The organism is Burkholderia lata (assembly GCF_902499335.1).
GTDB classification, from domain to species: Bacteria; Pseudomonadota; Gammaproteobacteria; order Burkholderiales; family Burkholderiaceae; genus Burkholderia; species Burkholderia lata_B.
The window spans coordinates 384,596-401,238 of the sequence record NZ_CABVQK010000007.1 but is presented as its reverse complement, the minus strand read 5'-3'; the positions used below and the strand labels follow the sequence as shown (position 1 = coordinate 401,238).

Genomic DNA, 16,643 nt, shown 5'->3' with positions numbered 1-16,643 from the left:
CGCGGCCGGCCGTTGCCGCGATCGCAGCCGGTGTCCGTTACTTCGCCGGTACCGCCGCGAGCGCCTCGTGCGGCGTTGCGGTGCGCTGTGCAGCCTTGTGAACCATCGTGTACGCGTAGTCGACGCCCATCCCGTATGCGCCCGAGTGCTCGCGCACGATCCCCATCACCGCTTCGTACGTATCGCGGCGCGCCCAGTCGCGCTGCCACTCGAGCACGACCTGCTGCCACGTGACGGGCACCGCGCCGGCCTGCACCATCCGCTGCATCGCGAAGTCGTGCGCGTCCTTCGACGTGCCGCCCGACGCATCGGCCACCATGTAGATCTCGTATTCGCCTTCGAGCATCGCGCACAGTGCGAACGTCGTATTGCAGACCTCGGTCCACAGGCCCGACACGATCACCTTCTTGCGGCCGTTCGCGGCCAGCGCATCGCGCACCTTCTGGTCGTCCCACGAGTTCATCGACGTGCGTTCCAGCAGCGGCTGGTTCGGGAACACGTCGAGCAGTTCGGGGAACGTGTGGCCCGAGAAGCTTTCGGTCTCGACCGTCGTGATCGTGGTCGGCACGTTGAATGCCTTCGCTGCCTTCGCGAGCCCGACGACGTTGTTCTTCAGCGTCTGGCGATCGATCGACTGCACGCCGAACGCCATTTGCGGCTGCTGGTCGATGAAGATCAGCTGGCTGTTCTGCGGAGTCAGTACTTCAAGTTTCGGATTGCTCATGGCGCAAGGTGTCCTGTGAACGAAAAAAGGGGGGCCTGCCTCGACCGTGAAAACGGGAGGAGCCGGAGGTACGTCGGCGCCGGATCGTCATCCGGGCCGAAATATTTAAGCCGCAAACGCGCGGCGCGAACACCCAAGAAACGGAATCGATCCGATTCCTGAATCGATGCCTGTTCGGGGCTCCCCGCCCTTTTTTTCTTCACGCAAACCCGATACGCTTTCGAAATCTTGACGGCGCGCACCGCGCCATTCGTCTGCCATCACGGGGCCCGCCATGAAACCGTATTTCCTGTCGCTGTTCGCCGGCATCCTCGCCGGTGTCATCTACGGCGCGCTCGGCGTGAACTCGCCGGCCCCGCCGATCATCGCGCTCACCGGCCTGCTCGGCATGCTGGCCGGCGAGCAGATCCTGCCCGTTGCGCGCCGGATGCTTTCCGGACACCGGCTGAACACCGCATGGCGCGATGCACAATGCAGCCAGCACATGTTCGGCGCGCTGCCCGGCGGCACCACGAACGATCGCAAGCCGTCGTGACGCAATCGTTCATCACCGGCCACGCATGACCAACGTCGAACTGTTTCATTACCTGCTGCTATTGATCTGCGGGGCGGGCGCGCTCACGTGGCTCGCCGAACGGATCTCGATTCCGCCGGCCGTCGTGCTGCTGCTCGGCGGCTGCGTGGTCGCGGTCGCCGGCAAGCGCGTGCCCGACATGGACCCGGCGCTGCTGCTCGCGGCCGTGCTGCCGCCGCTGCTGATGTCGAGCGGGTTCTACACGGCGTGGAAGGAATTCCGGCAGGAGCTTGCATCGATCGCGTCGCTCGCGCTCGGCGCGGTGGTGTTCACGACCGTCGCGGTCGCGCTCGCCGTGCATGCCATGAACCCGGCGCTGCCGTGGGCCGCCTGCTTCACGCTCGGCGCGATCGTGTCGCCGCCCGACGCGGTTGCCGCGAAGGCGATCCTGCAGCGCCACCCGCTGCCCGCGCGGCTCGTCGCGGTGCTTGAAGGTGAGAGCCTCGTCAACGATGCGTCGGGCCTGCTGCTTTACCAGATGGCGGTATCGGCCGCGCTCGCCGTGTCGATCACGGCCGCGAGCGCCACCGGCCTGTTCTTCTCGCTCACGCTGATCGGCATCGCGGTCGGCCTCGCGTGCGGCCATGCGATGAGCTGGGTGCTGCCGCGCCTGCGCGACCCGATGCTCGGCATCGTCGTGACCTTTGCGATGGCATGGGGCAGCTACGGGATCGCCGAAGCCGTCGACGGCTCGGGCGTGCTGTCGGTCGTCACCTGCGGCCTCGTGCTCGGCGTGCGCCAGCATCGCGTGTTCGACGCCGACATGCGGATCAAGGCGAAGGCGACGTGGGAAGCAATCGTGTTCGTGCTCGACGCACTCGTGTTCATCCTGATCGGTCTCGCGCTGCACGCGATCCTCGCGCGCGTGAACCACGAAGGCGCGGTGCTGATGGCCGGCCTGCGCGTCGCGCTGCCCGCCACCGCCGCTGCGATCGCCGCGCGCATCGTGTGGGTGTTCGTCGCGATGTGGCTGCCGGGCCGCCTGCGCGCGCCGCGCGCCGGCCACGCACCGTGGTCGTGGCGCGAGGCCGTCGTGCTCGGCTGGTCGGGCATGCGCGGCGTCGTGAGCCTCGCGGCCGCGATCGCGCTGCCCGCCAGCTTCCCTGGCCGCGACCTGATCCTGTTCAGCACGTTCCTGCTGATCATCGCCACGCTCGTCGTGCAGGGCGGCACGCTCGCGCCGCTGATCCGCGTGCTGAGGCTGCGCCCGGCCGCGCGGCACACGATGTCCGAGCATGCGGTGCGCGCGCATGCGTTCGGCGCGGCGCTCGCGGAGCTCGACGCGCTCGAACAGCGCGGATCGACCCTCGAGCGGCCGTCGCTCGACCGCCTGCTCGCCGAATACCGGAACCGCGTCACCTCCAACGAGCGCGCGCATCGCCAGGGCGCCGAACCGGCCAACGTGCGCTCGCGCATGCTGCGCGTCGAACTCGAACTCGTCGGTGTGTCGCGCAGTGCACTGCTCGACCTGCATCGCGACGGCAAGGTCGACGACGCCGTGCTGCACCGGATCGAATCGGAACTCGATTTCGAGGAACTGCGGCTGCAGCGGCTGCTCGAACCGTAACGCCCGGCCCGGCCGCCGGCCTCCCCCCTTTTTTTCATGGAACTGCAATGAGCGAACTGTCCGTCGAAGCGAGCATCGGCTCCGTCGATTACCTCGTCCACTTCAGCGATGGCGTCCACCAGTGGCGCGCCGACGAACCGGCGTCGCTCGGCGGCGGCGATGCGGCGCCCGCGCCCGTCACGCTGCTGCTGTCGAGCCTCGGCGCGTGCACCGCGATCACGCTGAAGATGTACGCACAACGCAAGGGCTGGCCGCTCACCGAAGTACACGTGAAGCTCGCGCACGAATCGGGCAGCGCGGGCAGCACGATCGTGCGCCGCATCACGCTGGAAGGCGACCTGTCCGGCGAACAGCGCGAGCGCCTGCTGCAGATCGCGAACGCGTGCCCGGTGCACAAGATCCTCACGCATCCGATCACCATCGACACGGCGATCGCCTGACACGCGCCGCATCGACCACGAGATTCCCACCATGTCCGCCTCGATCAAGACCCTGCTCACGCCGCGCGAAAGCGACATCGGCAACCTCGTCGTGCGCCGCGTGCTGCCCGCGCGAGCCGCACGCCTCGTCGGCCCGTTCATCTTCTTCGACGAGATGGGGCCGGCCGTGCTGCCGGCCGGCCGCGGCATCGACGTGCTGCCGCATCCGCATATCGGCCTCGCAACCGTCACCTACCTGTTCGACGGCTCGCTGATGCATCACGACAGCCTCGGCTTCCGGCAGAAGATCGTGCCGGGCGACGTGAACTGGATGACGGCCGGCCGCGGCATCGTGCATTCGGAGCGCTCACCCGACGAAGACCGGCCGCACGATCAGCCGGTCCACGGGATCCAGACCTGGGTCGCGCTGCCGGTCGAGCATGAAGACACCACGCCCGCGTTCGTCCATCATGCGGCCGACACGCTGCCGTCGTTCACGCGTGACGGTGCAAGCGTGCGCGTGATCGCGGGCACCGCGTTCGGGCTCACGTCGCCGGTCGCCGTGTTCTCGCCGACGCTCTATGCGTATGCGGAATTCGCCGCAGGCGGCACGCTGGCGCTCGATGCCGAACACGACGAACGCGGCGTGTACCTGGTCGACGGCGACCTCGCGATCGACGGCACGCCGCTCGCCCCCGCGACGATGGCCGTGCTCGAACCCGGCGCGACCGCGGCGCTCGCCAGCGCGAACGGCGCCCGCGTGATGCTGCTGGGCGGTGCGCACCTGCCGGGTGAGCGGTTCATCGAATGGAATTTCGTGTCGAGCGAGCGCGCGAAGATCGACGCGGCCCGCGCGGCGTGGGCCGATCAGTCGTTCGGCAAGGTGCCGGGCGAAGAAAACGAGTGGACGCGCCAGCCGGAACGCAAGGCGCAATAAGGTGCGACAGGCGGGTTCGCCCGCAAGCAAGCAACGGCCGGCTCCCATGCCGGCCGTTGTGCGTTTACGTCTTCAATCCCATCAGCTTCGCGAGCGTCGGCCAGCGGTCGAGCGAGTCGATGAACGCACGGCGCGCCTGCTCGTCGACATACCGCTCGGGATCGAGCGCGGGCAGGTGCCGCGCGAGGCCGAGCACGTCGTTCGGTTGCGACAGGCGATCATCGTCGCTGTCGGCGGGGAGAATTACTGTTCGTCGATCCATACGCCATCCGGAGTTTTCACCGAGTAGCCCGCGGCCGTCTGCATCGCCACCGTACCTTCGTTCTCGCCGACCATCCGCGTGCGCGGCAGATCGGCCGCGTACTGCGCGAGCGTCGTGCCCGGTTTGAACGGGCTGTTCGACACGAGGTTCGACAGCAGCTGCGCGAGCGCGAGGAAGCTGGTCGGCTGATCGATCACGGTCGTCGCACCGTGGTTGCCGGTAAAGCCCACGAGCCTCACGCCCACCGGCCCGTGCACGATGCGCGGCGTCGGGATCTCGCGCAGGCCCGCGACCTGGTACTTGTCGCCGCGCAGCGCGGCGCCGTGCTCGGGCACGAACACGATCACCGCACGGCGGCCAGATTGTGCGATCAGGTCGGCCAGATGATCGAAGTCGTCCATCAGTTTCGTCACGCGCTGCGGATACGAGTCGATGCTCGTCAGCGAGCTGCCGACGATGCGGTTGCCGTCGTGCAGGCTGATCGTGTTGTAGTACAGCGCGACCGGGCCCGGCACCGACGCGCGCTGCGCGTACCAGTTCGCGAGCGTCGCGTAGTCGCTCTTGATCTCCGAGCCGTCGAACGCGTGCATCGCGACGGGCGCGGCCGCGTTCGACACCGGCGGTGCGTCGGGCACCCCGATGTTGTCGTGGATCACCTGCAGGAAGTTGTCGAAGTGGCCGTCGTGGTTCAGCAGCGACTGCACCTTGTAGCCCGCGCTCGCCAGTTGCGAGAACAGGTAGCACTGCTGCGGCGCGGGCTTGTACAGGTCCGCGTGAGCCTCCTGCCCGCAGCTCGCGCGCAGCACACGGATCGCCGCCGGGCCGCTGTAGCTCGCGGCCGTGCTGAAGTTATTGAACAGGTAGTCGAAGTGACTCAGCATCGGGTGGTTGCGCACCTTCGCGGCATCGAGGTCGTCCCACGACAGCGAGCAGATGTGCAGCACGATCACGTCGAACTGTGCGGACGGATCGTTGCCGAGATGGCCGAACGCGACCTGCCGCTGCGATTCCTGCGTGCGGAACGTCGCGAGCGCGGCGTTGTGATCCTCCGGCTGGCCGGCAATCGTCGTGCCCGTCGCGTTCGCCTGCTGCGGAAGCGGTGCGACGACGCGCGCCATCAGCCCGCTGCCGGCCTGCCACAGCGGCATCACGATCAGCACGGCCAGCACGAACGTCGCGACGCGCAGCCAGCGGTTGACGATGAAGTAGACGATCAGCGCGCCGGCCACCGTCAGCAGCAGCACCGGCGGCAACAGGCGCGGCAGCAGCTCCATCCAGTAGTCGAAGCGGAACGTGCTCACTTCGCGTGCGGCCTCGACGAGCCGGTCGAGCGGCGGCGCATGCATCTCGCGTGCGAGCAGCGGCACCGCGATCGCGATCGCGACGAGCTGCCGGACGAGGCGCCACGCGCGCTGCCGGATCGGTGCGCTCGCGGCGAGCGCCACCGCGAACGCGAGGTTCGCGAGCCAGAACGGCTGCAGGTGCCCGGTCGCGAACAGTGCGAACTTCAGGATGAAATACAGATTCCAGAACGTCATCTAACCCACTCCATGATGAGCGCCGCGTCAGTCGCGCGCCCGATCGAGTTTCGGCGCCAGCATGGCCAGCAGGCCGCGCGCCGCACCCTTCCACATCCGTACGTTGCCGTCCAGGCCGATACGCAACACTTCCTTCAGCCCGCCGAGCGGCGTGTCGAGGCGCTCGCCTTCGTGCCAGTCGAGCCACGCATCCGCGCGGCCGAACGTGCATTGCACGAGCTGGCGCTCCTGTTCGAGCGTCAGTTCCTCGAAGCTCACGCCGACATGAGTCGGCGTCACGCGGCTCACGCGCACCGGGAACGGGAACGGCCGGTCGCCGCGCGTCACGCACACCGTCAGCGTGTCGCCGACGGCGACCGACAGCCCCGGCACCGCTTCGAGGCCGAGGCCGCCGGTCGAGTAGTCGCTCGTGAAGCACGCCGCCGTCGAGCCGTCGGCGAGCAGCAGCGTGGCCGGCACGCGCATCGCGATCCGGTGCGTGACGCGCACCTGCTTGGTCTCGCGCGCCACGGCCAGCGCCGCGCCGAGCATCGCGAGGTTGTACACGGTCCAGCCGAGCGTGATCAGGATCGTCGACGCCTCGTCGCCCTGGTCGGCCGCGAGCCGCCACAGGCCGGCGAGGATCGCGAGCACGTTCAGCCCGAACAGCACCAGGTACGGCTTCGACGTCGACCAGTCGACGTAGCCTTCGTCGATCTTGCCGCCCTTGTCGGTCACGTTGAACTTGCCGTGCTTCGGACTGAAGAACGCGACGGTGGTCGGCAGCGCGATGTACCACGCGAGCACCGACTCGTAGACCTCGGCCCAGAACGAATGGCGGTAGCGCCCCTGCATCCGCGAGTTCGCGACGTTCGCAAGCACGAGATATGGGATCACGTAGCTCGCGAGCGCGAGCGCCGACGCGTTGATGAAGTACAGGTGGAAGAACAGGTAAGCGAGCGGGATCGTCAGGAACACCAGCCGCGGAATCCCGTAGAAGAAGTGCAGCATCGCGTTGCCGTAGCAGATCCGCTGGATGAAGCCGAGCCCGCGCCCGAGGAACGGGTTGTCGATACGGAAGATCTGCGCCATCCCGCGCGCCCAGCGCGTGCGCTGCTTCACGTGGCCCGCGAGGCTTTCGGTCGCGAGGCCGGCCGCCTGCACGGTCGGCAGGTACGCCGACGTATAGCCGCGCCGGTGCAGTTTGAGCGCCGTGTGCGCGTCCTCGGTCACGGTCTCGACCGCGACGCCGCCTACCTCTTCCAGCGCGGTGCGCTTGAGGACCGCGCACGAGCCGCAGAAGAACGTCGCGTTCCACAGATCGTTGCCCGACTGCACGAGGCCGTAGAACAGGTTGCCCTCGTTCGGGATCTCGCGGAACGTGCCGAGGTTGCGCTCGAACGGATCGGGCGAGAAGAAATGGTGCGGCGTCTGCACCAGCGCGCACTTCGGGTCGCGCAGGAACACGCCCATCGTCGTCTGCAGGAACGAGCGCGTCGGCACGTGATCGCAGTCGAAGATCGCGATGTATTCGCCGTGCGTCTTCGGCAGCGCGCGGTTGATGTTGCCAGCCTTCGCGTGGCGGTTGTCGTCGCGCGTCAGGTAGTCGATGCCGGCCTCGCGCGCGAATGCCGCGAACTCGGGACGCTTGCCGTCGTCGAGCAGGTACACGCGCAGCTTGGCGCTCGGCCAGTCGATGCTCTGCGCGGCGAACACGGTCGGCTTCACGACCGACAGCGGCTCGTTGTAGGTCGGGATGTAGATGTCGACGGTCGGCCAGCTATCGGGATCGTCGGGCAGCGGCACGATCGGCCGGTCGAGCGGCCATGCGGTCTGCACGAAGCCGAGCAGCAGGATCATCCACGTATAGGCTTCCGCGCCGTACAGCAGGTAGCCGGCAACCGCCTCGACCGGGCCGCGGAAGTCGAGCGTCTGCGTGGTGCGCCACCACACGTAGCGCACCGTCGCGAGCAGTGCGAGCGACGCGAGCGCGAGCGTCGGCAGATGGCCCGGCAGGCGGCGCAGCGCGAGCGCCAGCACCGCGACGATCGCGAAGAACGCGAACTGCGCACCGGGCATCAGCGGCGACATCCCGGCCGCCGCCCACAGCAGCGCGCCGGCCACGAGCAGCAGCGGCGCGAGCCAGCGGCGCCGGCCGACGCCGTTCGCGCGCGCATCGACCCAGCCGCCCCAGCGCACCCACGGCAGGCGCGCGAGCATCGCGTCGATGCGCCTGCCGACCGCGCGCCCGGCCACGTAGACGGGCACGACATAGGTATCGAACCACGCGAGCGGATCGCGCGCGGGCCGGCCGTCGGCCGCGCGCGGCGCACGCACGATCGCGCGCCACAGCCATTCGCGCGGGCTGAGCGGTTGCAGCACGCCCCACTCTTGCGCAAGCCGACGAAACGCGACGCGCACCCAGCGGCGCACATGATCGGGCCGGCCCGGCGGCGGCGCGTGGAAGAACAGCCGCACGAGCCAGTCGGCCAGCGTGCGTTGCGCCGGCAACCCGATGCCGCGTGCGAACCAGTCGACCGCGCGGCGGCCGAACGCACGCAGGCGCAGCACGAGGCCCGCGTTCATCGCGCAGCTCCGCGGCGACCGGCGGCGCCCGCCGCCAGCCACGTATCGACCCAGTTCGCGACGCCGTTCAGGTCGTGCGACGCCTGCGAATACGGCGCGTCGTCGAAGATCCAGCTGCCGCGCGCGAGCGCTTCGGGCAAGGCCGCATCGACGTGGATCCGCTGCTCGAGCATCGATGCCGGCCCCGCGACCGCGCGCAGCATGCCAAGCGCATCACGCTGCATGTCGCGCGCCGGATTCAGCCGGTTCACGACGATCTGCAGTTCGCCGCCGCCGGCACGCAGCGCACCGAGCCGCGCGGCCGTCGTCGCGCAGGCGGCCGGCTCGGGCGGCACGACGACGAGCGTCAGGTCCGCGCGGCGAACCGCCTGCTCGGCCTGCGTCGACGGATAGCGTGCGGTGTCGATCAGCACGACGCCGTCGGCCGGCAACGCAATTTCGTCGAGCGCGCGCGACAGCCACGCGGGATCGGCCGCGAGCCGCGCATCGCATGCGGCGGCGCCGGCTGCGTCGACCTGCCCGTACGGCACGAACAGCACGCCGTCGGCGCTGCGCCACGTATGTGCGTGCCACGGCTCGGCGCCGCCGAGCACGCTCTGCGCGAGGCCGTGCTCGGCCAGCGTGTCGAGGCCGAGCGTCGCGCCCATCAGGTTCTGCGCATCGAATTCGACGGCGACGACCGGCCGGCCGCGGCGCGCGAGCAGCACCGCGAGCGCGGCCGCGAGCGTCGTGCGGCCCGCGCCGCCCGTCGTCGACGTAATGGCGATCGTCTTCATCGGGCCGCCTCGCCACCACGGTCGTCGCGCTCGGCGTCGGGCAGCAACCGCCCGCGCAGCGCAACCGGTACGAGTTCGCAGGGCACCGCGTCGCGCCGGTCGATGCCGCGCGGCGCATGAAAGCCACGGCCGATGCCGAGGTGCTGCGCGACGATCCACACCGGCACCGCGATCGCAATGCCGACGATGAAACCGATAACGAGTTCGGCGATCATGCGACCCCCTCCTTGCGCAGCGGCATCGCGCTGCGGACGGCGCTGCGCTTGCGCGCGGCGGGAATGACGGGTTCCGGCGCGGATGCGTCGACAGCCTCGGCCGGCGGCGCCGGAGCGATCGCCTCGAGCGCGACGATCGTATCGATCGCATCGATCGCCCTGCTCACTTCGTTCGCATCGGGCAACGCCGCGCCGGGTTCGGCGCGCGCGGGCGATTGGCGCGTCGCGCCCGCCGGCTGCGTGACCGCGAACAAATCGCTGTAGTCGGCAATCGGCGCGCGCCGGTTCTCGGCCTTCAGCGCGTTGAGTTCGGTGTCGATGCTGCCGTGCCCGAGGCATACGACGCGGTCGGACAGCGTGTCGACCGGCACGTCGAAGATGCGCGCGAGCGCATCCTCCGCATCGACCGGTTCGCACGCGAACAGGAATACGTACAGGTGCGCGGCATCGGCCGTCACGACGTCGCCGGCGCGGCGCGGCCGGCAATGCCGCAGCGCGTCGACATGCGACACGCCCGGCAGCAGCGCGATCTTCGCGAGCGTGTGCGGCAGCGCGAGCACGGCACCGCGATCGAGCACCGCGCGAATCCGCAGGCAGAATGCGCCGACCGGCAGGTAGCCGAGCACCGAATCGCCGAGCGCGGCCGCGAGCGCCGCACGATAGTCGGCAGCAACCGGGCGCGCATAGAGCTGGCCGCGCAGCGCGTGCACGGCGGCCTGCATCCGCGATACCGGCAGGTCGCGCGCGACGACGCGGCTCGCGCCGACGCTCAGCACGAGCATCTCGAACTGCTGGCGCAGCACTTCGCCGCGCTCGACGACCGCGATCTTCAGCGCGCCGCCGCACTGCCGGCGCAGCGCGTGCACGTCCGCGCACAGCGCTTCGAGCTGCGCATGCGAGCGGAACACGAGCACCGCGGTCGCGGCCTGGGCATGCGCGCACGCAGCGACGACGGCCGCGTTGTCTTCGACGATTTCCCAGCCGTCCGGCACGCGGTTCGTGCCGTCGAGCACAGCGCGGCTGACGACGACGCGATCCTCGTCGCTCGCGAGCTTCATCCGGTGCGCGGGCTCGGTCGCGCCGCCATCGACGCTCGCCGACAGCCGGCCGCCCGGCGCAAAGCGCAGCGGCCGGACCTCGCCGGCCGCGAGCGTGTCGCCCGCCCGCCAGAAATCGACGATCCACAACAGCTCGCCATGGGTGCGCTGCAACTGTGCGACGCCCGAGCAGATCCCGTGGAAACCGCTGCGCGGCGTGCGATCCGCGTCGCGCACGAGCGGCGCATCGTCGGTACGCGATTCGTCGCCCGCACGCGGCGTCTCGGGATCGAGCAGCAGCACGAGCGCGATCCGGCGCGTACGGCACCAGTCGGCCAGCGCGTGCGCCTCGTCGGCGAGCGCGATCGGGTCGTCCCAGCTGAACCAGCGCTGCGCGCCTTCGACGAAATACAACGAGCGCGCGCGAAAGCCGTAGCGCTTCATCGCGCGCAGGCCGCCGGTCAGCCGTGCGAACGGGCCCGGTGCCGTGCGGCGCGGCGCGTCGGCCGTTGCGCCGGCACCGTCGGCCGGCTCGGCCGCCGGCGGCATGGCCAGCACGTTCAGGTTGCGCGGCCAGCCGGCCGGCTGCGCGCCGCCCGCGAAGCCACGCGCCTGCATCTGTTCGGCGACGTGCGTCGCGTCGCGCGCGAGCACGACCGTCACGTCGCGCGTACGCGCCTGTCGCGCGCTCTCCCACACGAGTGCATCACAGGCCGGCGTACCGCCGGCCGCGTAGATCGCGTACAGGCCGCCGGCTTCCAGTTGCGTCCACGCATCGGGCAAGCCGTCGATCGCGAGCCGGCTCACCGTGCCGACGCGGCCACCGGCCGGCCCCGTGCCGAGCAGCGCACGCAAGCGGCCCAGCAGGCCGGCGGCGCCGAGCACGGGACGGGTGGCATCGATTTCCGTATTCACGGCGTTCCCCTAGTAATCCGAATAAAGCCGCACCGGCGTCGGCGTGACGAGCCAGCTGCGTTGCGCGCGCGCGTCGAACGCATAGCGCAGGTACACGAGCGCCGAACTCGGCGCATAGTCGTGCGACCGGTCGACGTGCAGCTGCGCGCCGACGCTCAGGTGCGGGTTCACGCGGTACTCGACGATCCCGTTGACGCCGTACGAGAACGACACGCCGCGCGTCGAGCTGCCCGCGTACACGAACCCGGCCGCCACTTGCGCGGCCCGCTGGTCCGAGGACATCGGGTAATACAGCGAATCCTTCTCGTAGCTGTTCGAAATCCCGCCCGTGACGGTCAGGTCCCACGACAGCGCATCGTGCCGCCCCGCCCATTCGATCGGCACGCCGAGCGACAGGTAGCGCTGCGGGCTGTAGTAACCGCCCTGCCCGTACGTGTAGTAGCGCAGGTTCTGCGCGTAGTGCCACGCGTTGCCGACGAGCCCGGTGCTGACCCTCATCGTCGCGCGCTCGTACACGGGCACCGTGAAGCCGGTGCGCAGCGTGACTTCCGCGTTGCGTTCGACGTTGCGGCCGGACAGCACGCCCGCGCCGAGTTCCGCGAACAGGTTCGTGCGGCCGACGTCGACCGACGCGCGCAGGTTCACGCCGTCGCGGCGCACGCCGCCCCAGACCGCGCCCGTCCACGGGTCGCGCATCCCCGAGTACGACAGCACGCTGCTCGTTTCCGGCCGCCGCGACGCGTTCACCGAGAAACTGGCCGGGCCCGCGTCGAAGCGATAGCGCACGCCGCCGACGAGGTAATGCACCGGAAAGCCGAGCGGCGACGTACCGACGTCGAAGCGCCATGCGTCCGTCAGATAGCCGGCGCCGAGCGCGACGCCCGTGGCCGTCTGGTGCAGCGAGCCCGGCGGATTCGCGATCGCGGCGGGCGTCAGCGCGTTCTGCGCCTTGAGCGCCGCGTAGCTGCCGAACGTACTGAGCGAATACGCGTTCGGGTTGCTCGTGTCGAGCGTGCCCGGATCCAGATGCACGGTGTCGATCTGCGCAAACACGTGTCCGTCGTAACGGATCGGCATCTGCATGTAGATCGGCACCTGCTGCGCACGGTACGACGAGATGCCTTCGTCGCCCGACTTGTACGCGGGCGTCCAGCCGGTCTCGATCTCGGGATTGCGCCGCTGCTCGAGATCCGCGAACGCGGCCTGCGCGGGTGTGAGCCCGTCGCGGCCCGGGCTCACACCCGTCGCGCGTTCCTGCGACTGCGACAACCGGTACAGCGACGCCGCGTCGTCATAGCGGCCCTGCGCCTCGGCCACGCGCCCGGCCGCGACCGTCACGTCGGCGCGCGCCGGATACGCGGCATGCAGCCGGTCGGTCACCTGCACGGCTTCGTCCGGGCGGCGCAACGCATTCAGGCGACGCACCGCCGACAGTTGCGTATCGACGTCGTCGTCCGGCGTGCGCGCGAGCACCGCCTGCACACGCGCGAGCGCGGCCGCGCGGTTGCCGCTGTCTTCGTCGATGCGGGCCAGCGCAAGCTGCGTATCGGCATCGTCCGGCGTGCGCGCGACGACCGGCGCAAGCGCGGCGCGCGCCGCGTCGTAATGGCCCTGCGCGCGTTCGAGATCGGCCAGTTCGAGCGCATAGCGCTTGTCCGCGCGGCCGGCCGGGCTCGCACGATCGAGCCGCTTGCGCGCTTCCACGTAATCCTGCTGCGCGATCGCCTCGTCCGTCCGCCGCAACACGAGCCGCAGCGACTGGTCCTCGATCCTCGCCGTCTGCGCGGGCGTCAGCGACGGTTCCCGGCGCAGCGTGTCGAGCCACGCGACGAGCGCGTCGTCGCGCTCCGCACTGCCGAGCAGGTCGCCATAGCGCAGCCGCACGTCCGCATCGGCTTCGCGCGGGTGCGCGGCGATCCAGTCGTGCAACGGCGCGAGGCCGCGGTCCGGTTCGCCCGCGTCGATCCACTGCGCGCCGATCGCGGCGAGCATGTCGGGATCGTCCGGCGCACTCGCCTGCGCCTGCGCGAGTGAAGCGGCAAACGCGGTGCGGTCGCCGCGCGCGAGCGCGCCGCGTGCATCGGCCAGCGCGCGTTCCGCGTCGAGCTTGCGCGCGAGTGCGCGCATCCCGTCCGAACGGTGCGCGTCGTCGACCGGCGCGAGCGCGGCCTGCGCACCCGCCACATCGTCGAGCGAATTGCGGTACAGCGCGGTCGCATAACGCATCTCGGGCGTCGCGCCCTGCGCGATGCCGTCGTCCATCACCGTGCGGCCGAGCTGCGGCAGCCCCATGTCGCGATAGAGGCGCGCGAGCGCGAAGCGCGTCCACGCCGCGTCGGGCGCCGCGCGCACGGCCGCCTCGTAGCGCTGCGCGGCGGGCCCGCGTTCGCCCTTGTCCGCCAGCGCGCGCGCCTGGTCCGCAAGCAGGTCGGCACGCAGGCCATCGAGTGCGCGCCGATCGTCACGGCCCGTCACACGGCCTTGCAGCGCGTCGAGCAGCGGGCCGATCCTGTCCGCGCGGCCGGTGTTCTCATACAGCGTGGCCGTACCGCGCACAGCCGCGAGGCTCGGCGGACGCGCGGCCAGCAGCTCGCGCAGCAACGGCTCCGCGCGCGCCCAGTCGCGCTGCGCGAGCAACGCATCGGCGAGCTGCAGCTTCGCGTCCGGGCTGTCCGGCTGCATCGCGAGTGCCGCACGGGCTGCGCGCTCCGCGTCCTGCGGACGTCCCGCGGCCGCCGCCGCGCGGCCTTGCGCGAGCAGCCCCCAAAACTGTGCGGTGCGCGCGAGGCTCTGCCATTTGCCGCGCTGGTCGGTCGCAAGCGCCGCCGCGCGCGTGAACAGCGCGCGCGCTTCGTCGTGCCGCCCTTCACGCAGGCGCAGCAGGCCGAGCCCGCCGACCGCGTCGGCGTCGTCCGCGCGCGCTCGCGCGGCACGCGCAAGCAGCGGATCGGCGCCGGCCAGGTCGCCGCGCGCGAGCGCCTGCAGGCCGCGCTGCTGCGCGATGTAGTCGGGATTGCGTTCGAGCTGGCGCTGCGCGTCGCGCTGGCGATCCAGTGCCGCGACACGGTCGACGAATTCGGTATCGTCCGGCACGAGCGCGAGATACGCATGCAACGCGTCGAGATACGCGGGATCGTTGCCGGCCGACTGCAGCACGCGCCGCCACAGCGCCATTGCCTCCGTATGGTCGGCGTCGGCGCGCTTCGCGAGCGCCCAGGCGATCCGGTTTGCCTCCGGCCGCGTGTCGGCGCGCTGGTTCAAGAGCCGTGCGAGCGCCATCGTCGCGCTCGTGTCCTGCGGGTCGGCCGCGACCGCGCGGCGCAGTGCGACGATCGCCGGCTCGCGCCCGCCCGGCGCATTCGACACGATCTGGTAATACTCGGCGCCGAGCGCGCCCTCCGGCGCGCCGTTCGGAAACAGCGCGACGATCCGCCGGGCCGCCTCGTCCGAGCGGCCGCTGCGCGCGAGCAAACGAATCTGCGCCATCTCGCCGCGCCCGCTCGTCGCGACGCGGTACTCGTCAGCCACCCGCCGCGTGGCGGGTGCATTCGGCGATTGCGCCTGCAGGCGCGCGAGCGACGCCTGCGCGCCTTTCGCGTCACCGAGCCGCAGCAGCACGCGCACCTGTTCGGCCAGCAGGTCGGGATCGCCCGGCGCGATCAGCAGCCCCTTGCGCAGCGCGTCGCGCGCGAGGTCGTCGCGATGCTTGACGCCCCACATCCGCGCGGTGTCGAGCTGACGCTGCGCATCGGCGGACGCAGAGGTCGCCGAGGTCGCCAAGGTCGCAGCGTTTGCCACCGTCGCGTCCGATGCGGTGCCCGGCGCCGCCGCGCACACCGACGACGCGAGCCACGCGAATCCCGCGACGTGCGGCGCGGCGCGCTTCAGCGGGCGGCGCACGAGCGGCCTCCCCAGCGGGCGTCGAGCGTGCCGTCCGCACCGAACCGGTAGCGGCCGTCGCGCCAGCCGAGCCCGAACAACGTCAGCACGCTCGTGTAGTAACCGGGCGCCGACTGGCGCGCGAGCGTATCGACGCGGGCCGCCTGCGCATCCGCGAGCGCGCGCTGGCCGCGCGCGTCGAGGAACGGCACGGCCGCCGCCGAGAAGCCGCCGTTGCCGTCGTTCGGCCCCGCGACGCCCGTCGTCGTATCGACCTTCTCCGGCGGCGCGCCATGCGCGGCGATGTAGTCGGCGAAAGGTGCAAACCGCGCGAGCAACGGCGCGGCGAGCGGATCGGCGCGGTCGAGCATGCCGGCCCACAGATACACGCGAATCGCGTTGTACGCGCTCTCCGCATGCGTGTCGCGATCGGGCCCGAAACCGGTGCCGGCGCGATACAGCGCCCAGTCGGGCGAGAAGCCTTTCGGTGCGGTGTCGAGCAGCACGCGACCGGTGCTGGCGACGAGCGCGGCCCAGCGCTGGTCGTCGGGCAGGCGCGCGCCGAGCGCGCGGATCACCTGCGGCGGCGAATAGCTCGGATTCACGCGCCACTGGCCGTCGGCCAGCTTGAACCCCGTCGGCCCGGGCAGCAGCGTGAGGCCCAGGCCGGGCACGGTCGCCGTCTCGGTGTCGAGCACGCGCTTCGCGAGTAGCGCGCCGCGTGCCGTATAGCTGCGCTCGTGCCACAGCCGCCCGGCCTCGACGAGCGCATACGCGATCCACAGGTCGGCATCCGACGCCGCGTTCGCGTCGAGCACGCGCCACGCGCCGTCGGGCGCACGGCCCCACAGCCACGCCGGCAGATGCGCGCTCAGGTCGCCCTGCGCGAGATTGTTCTCGGTCCATGCGAGGATCGTGTCGAACATGCGCCGGTCGTTCGCGACCAGCGCGAAGAAAAGTCCATACGCCTGCCCCTCCGACACCGTGCGCGAATCGGCCGAGCCGACGTCGATCACGCGGCCGTCGGCCGAGATGAAATCGCGCTTGAACGCATCCCAGCGCGGCCACGCCGCGCCGCATCCCGCGTCGGCCGCGTCGGCCCCAGCGGTTCCCGCGGCCTGCGCGCGCGTGGCCATGCCGGCCGCCGCGCACGTCACCGCAACCGCCAGCGCGAGTGCCGCGCCGACGCGCCGCGCCGGCCGCGTGGTCCGTCGCTTCGCCATTGCCCGCGCCAT

At 70.8% G+C, this 16,643-nt stretch carries 13 protein-coding genes; 4 read left to right on the top strand and 9 right to left on the bottom strand.

All coding sequences use genetic code 11. From position 1 onward, the window contains the following. Positions 1–37: 37 nt before the first annotated feature. Positions 38–724, bottom strand: a complete 687-nt coding sequence (locus tag BCO18175_RS19860) for a hydrolase (protein WP_174983370.1) — start codon at positions 722–724, stop codon at positions 38–40. A gap of 274 nt (positions 725–998) precedes the next feature. Here BCO18175_RS19860 and BCO18175_RS19855 point away from each other — a divergent pair, with 274 nt between their 5' ends. Genes BCO18175_RS19855 through BCO18175_RS19840 form a run of 4 tightly spaced genes read left to right on the top strand, consistent with a single transcriptional unit; the run spans position 999 to position 4,221 of the window. Continuing rightward, positions 999–1,259, top strand: a complete 261-nt coding sequence (locus tag BCO18175_RS19855; RefSeq protein ID WP_174983368.1) for a XapX domain-containing protein — start codon at positions 999–1,001, stop codon at positions 1,257–1,259. A 25-nt stretch (positions 1,260–1,284) separates the two neighbouring features. Then, positions 1,285–2,865, top strand: coding sequence for a Na+/H+ antiporter (locus BCO18175_RS19850; protein WP_174983367.1), 1,581 nt, complete (start codon positions 1,285–1,287; stop codon positions 2,863–2,865). Positions 2,866–2,912: 47 nt separating this feature from the next. Continuing rightward, positions 2,913–3,305, top strand: coding sequence for an OsmC family protein (locus tag BCO18175_RS19845; protein ID WP_011351699.1), 393 nt, complete (start codon positions 2,913–2,915; stop codon positions 3,303–3,305). Positions 3,306–3,336: 31 nt separating this feature from the next. After that, complete coding sequence (locus BCO18175_RS19840; RefSeq protein WP_174983365.1) at positions 3,337–4,221, top strand: pirin family protein; 885 nt, start codon at positions 3,337–3,339, stop codon at positions 4,219–4,221. A 64-nt stretch (positions 4,222–4,285) separates the two neighbouring features. Here BCO18175_RS19840 and BCO18175_RS19835 read toward each other — a convergent pair whose 3' ends face one another. The 8 genes from BCO18175_RS19835 to bcsZ are packed head-to-tail and all read right to left on the bottom strand — an operon-like array spanning position 4,286 to position 16,643. Next, a complete protein-coding gene (locus BCO18175_RS19835) occupies positions 4,286–4,483 on the bottom strand; it encodes a hypothetical protein (protein ID WP_174972496.1) in 198 nt (65 codons plus the stop codon). After that, positions 4,465–6,021, bottom strand: coding sequence for a cellulose biosynthesis protein BcsG (gene bcsG, locus BCO18175_RS19830; RefSeq protein ID WP_174983363.1), 1,557 nt, complete (start codon positions 6,019–6,021; stop codon positions 4,465–4,467). Before bcsG ends, BCO18175_RS19835 begins: the two co-directional genes overlap by 19 nt. A gap of 27 nt (positions 6,022–6,048) precedes the next feature. Next, on the bottom strand, positions 6,049–8,586 hold the full coding sequence (bcsA, locus tag BCO18175_RS19825; RefSeq protein ID WP_174983361.1) for a UDP-forming cellulose synthase catalytic subunit: 2,538 nt from the start codon (positions 8,584–8,586) through the stop codon (positions 6,049–6,051). Continuing rightward, entirely contained in the window at positions 8,583–9,362 is a 780-nt protein-coding gene (gene bcsQ / locus BCO18175_RS19820; protein ID WP_174918986.1) for a cellulose biosynthesis protein BcsQ, read from the bottom strand. Before bcsQ ends, bcsA begins: the two co-directional genes overlap by 4 nt. Continuing rightward, positions 9,359–9,577: a hypothetical protein gene (locus tag BCO18175_RS19815; protein WP_174983359.1), complete on the bottom strand. Its 219-nt coding sequence runs from the start codon at positions 9,575–9,577 to the stop codon at positions 9,359–9,361. The genes bcsQ and BCO18175_RS19815 overlap by 4 nt, the downstream gene beginning before the upstream one ends. Beyond that, positions 9,574–11,529 carry a cellulose biosynthesis protein BcsE gene (gene bcsE / locus BCO18175_RS19810; RefSeq protein ID WP_174983357.1) on the bottom strand — a complete coding sequence of 652 codons (1,956 nt, stop codon included), beginning with the start codon at positions 11,527–11,529 and terminating at the stop codon, positions 9,574–9,576. Before bcsE ends, BCO18175_RS19815 begins: the two co-directional genes overlap by 4 nt. 9 nt (positions 11,530–11,538) lie before the next feature. Continuing rightward, a complete protein-coding gene (locus tag BCO18175_RS19805) occupies positions 11,539–15,429 on the bottom strand; it encodes a cellulose synthase subunit BcsC-related outer membrane protein (RefSeq protein WP_174983355.1) in 3,891 nt (1,296 codons plus the stop codon). Continuing rightward, positions 15,414–16,643, bottom strand: a complete 1,230-nt coding sequence (bcsZ, locus tag BCO18175_RS19800; protein ID WP_174983352.1) for a cellulose synthase complex periplasmic endoglucanase BcsZ — start codon at positions 16,641–16,643, stop codon at positions 15,414–15,416. Before bcsZ ends, BCO18175_RS19805 begins: the two co-directional genes overlap by 16 nt.

Excerpts from the sequence above, each read along its gene's own strand:
- bcsZ (WP_174983352.1), bottom strand. The coding sequence starts at position 16,643 with ATGGCGCGGGCAATGGCGAAGCGACGGACCACGCGGCCGGCGCGGCGC.
- BCO18175_RS19815 (WP_174983359.1), bottom strand. The coding sequence starts at position 9,577 with ATGATCGCCGAACTCGTTATCGGTTTCATCGTCGGCATTGCGATCGCG.
- bcsA (WP_174983361.1), bottom strand. The coding sequence starts at position 8,586 with ATGAACGCGGGCCTCGTGCTGCGCCTGCGTGCGTTCGGCCGCCGCGCG.
- BCO18175_RS19850 (WP_174983367.1), top strand. The coding sequence starts at position 1,285 with ATGACCAACGTCGAACTGTTTCATTACCTGCTGCTATTGATCTGCGGG.
- BCO18175_RS19855 (WP_174983368.1), top strand. The coding sequence starts at position 999 with ATGAAACCGTATTTCCTGTCGCTGTTCGCCGGCATCCTCGCCGGTGTC.
- bcsG (WP_174983363.1), bottom strand. The coding sequence starts at position 6,021 with ATGACGTTCTGGAATCTGTATTTCATCCTGAAGTTCGCACTGTTCGCG.
- BCO18175_RS19835 (WP_174972496.1), bottom strand. The coding sequence starts at position 4,483 with ATGGATCGACGAACAGTAATTCTCCCCGCCGACAGCGACGATGATCGC.
- BCO18175_RS19845 (WP_011351699.1), top strand. The coding sequence starts at position 2,913 with ATGAGCGAACTGTCCGTCGAAGCGAGCATCGGCTCCGTCGATTACCTC.
- bcsQ (WP_174918986.1), bottom strand. The coding sequence starts at position 9,362 with ATGAAGACGATCGCCATTACGTCGACGACGGGCGGCGCGGGCCGCACG.
- BCO18175_RS19860 (WP_174983370.1), bottom strand. The coding sequence starts at position 724 with ATGAGCAATCCGAAACTTGAAGTACTGACTCCGCAGAACAGCCAGCTG.
- BCO18175_RS19840 (WP_174983365.1), top strand. The coding sequence starts at position 3,337 with ATGTCCGCCTCGATCAAGACCCTGCTCACGCCGCGCGAAAGCGACATC.